The organism is Streptomyces sp. Ncost-T10-10d (assembly GCF_900091955.1).
Lineage (GTDB): Bacteria > Actinomycetota > Actinomycetes > Streptomycetales > Streptomycetaceae > Streptomyces.
In genome coordinates, this window is sequence record NZ_FMDF01000192.1 from 1 (window position 1) to 1,332 (window position 1,332).

At 70.3% G+C, this 1,332-nt stretch carries 1 protein-coding gene; it reads left to right on the forward strand.

Annotated elements, in window-relative coordinates; all coding sequences use genetic code 11:
* A partial coding sequence (locus tag GA0115254_RS34205; protein WP_256102915.1) for a condensation domain-containing protein occupies positions 1-1,332 on the forward strand: 1,332 nt, incomplete at both ends.

A 1,332-nucleotide genomic window follows, 5' to 3' on the forward strand; every position in this document is an offset into this window, starting at 1 on the left:
GGCCCACGACGAGGACGATGCGTATGTGATGCCCGTCGTCATGGAGTTCAGCTCGCGCGAGCGGCTCGACGCCTTCCTCGACGCGCTGCGGCAGGTGATCGCACGCCATGACGTCCTGCGGACCGGGATCGTCTGGGACGGCCTGCGCGAGCCCGTCCAGGTGGTGTGGCGCGAGGCCGAACTGCCGGTCCACGAGGTGGCCCTGGACCCGCACGACACCGATTCCGTGGAGCAACTGCTGACCGGCGTCGGCCTGTCGATGAACCTCGCGCAGGCACCGCTGATCAGCACCCATGTCGCGCCCGTCCCCGAGGACGAGCGGTGGGTGGCGCTGGTACGGATGCACCACATCGTCCAGGACCACACCGCACTCGAGGTGCTCCTCGCGGAGCTGGACGCGTTCCTCACCGGCCGGGGCGCCGGCCTGCCGGAGCCGCTGCCGTTCCGCACCTTCGTCGCCCAGGCGCGCACCGGGGCGGACAACTCGGAGCACGAGCGCTACTTCACACGCCTGCTCGAGGACGTCACCGAAGGCACGGCACCTTTCGGTGCGGTGGACGTACGCGGCGACGGCTCCGGCGTGGTGCGCGCCAAGGTGGCGTTCGCCCCCGAGCTGGATGCGCGGCTACGGGATGTCTCCCGCAAACTGGGGGCGAGCGCGGCGACGGTGATGCACGTCGCGTGGTCGCGAGCCCTCGCGGCGATGGCGGGACGGGACGATGTCGTCTTCGGCACCGTACTGTTCGGCCGGATGAACGCCGGCGCGGCTTCGGAACGCGTGCCCGGGCCGTTCATGAACACGCTGCCGGTGCGGGTGCGCACCGGTGAACTCGGTGTGCTGGGCGCGGTGTCGGCGATGCGGGGCCAGCTCGCGGAGCTGCTGGAGCACGAGCACGCGCCGCTGGCGCTGGCCATGCGGGCGAGCGGGATGACCGGGGATGCGCCGCTGTTCTCGGCGCTGTTCAACTACCGGCACAACACCGACGAGGAGCCCGAGGCGCCAATGGAGCCTTGGGACGGACCGGTGGGTGGCATCCGCACCCTGTTCGCGAGGGAGCTGACCAATTACCCGCTCGCTGTAGCGGTTGATGACGATGGTGAGGGCCGGGGGCTGTCGCTGGCCGTCGACGCGGTCTGCCCGATCGACCCGGAGGCGGTCGGTGTGCTGGTGCGTACGGCTGTGGAGAGTCTGGTGTCGGCGTTGGAGGTGGCGCTGAACGGTGGTCCGGAGATGCCGTTGGGCTCTGTCCGGGTTCTGGACGAGGTGGGGCTGCATCGGGTCGTGAGTGAGTGGAATGACACGGCGGTGGAGGTCGAGCCGTCGACGTTGCC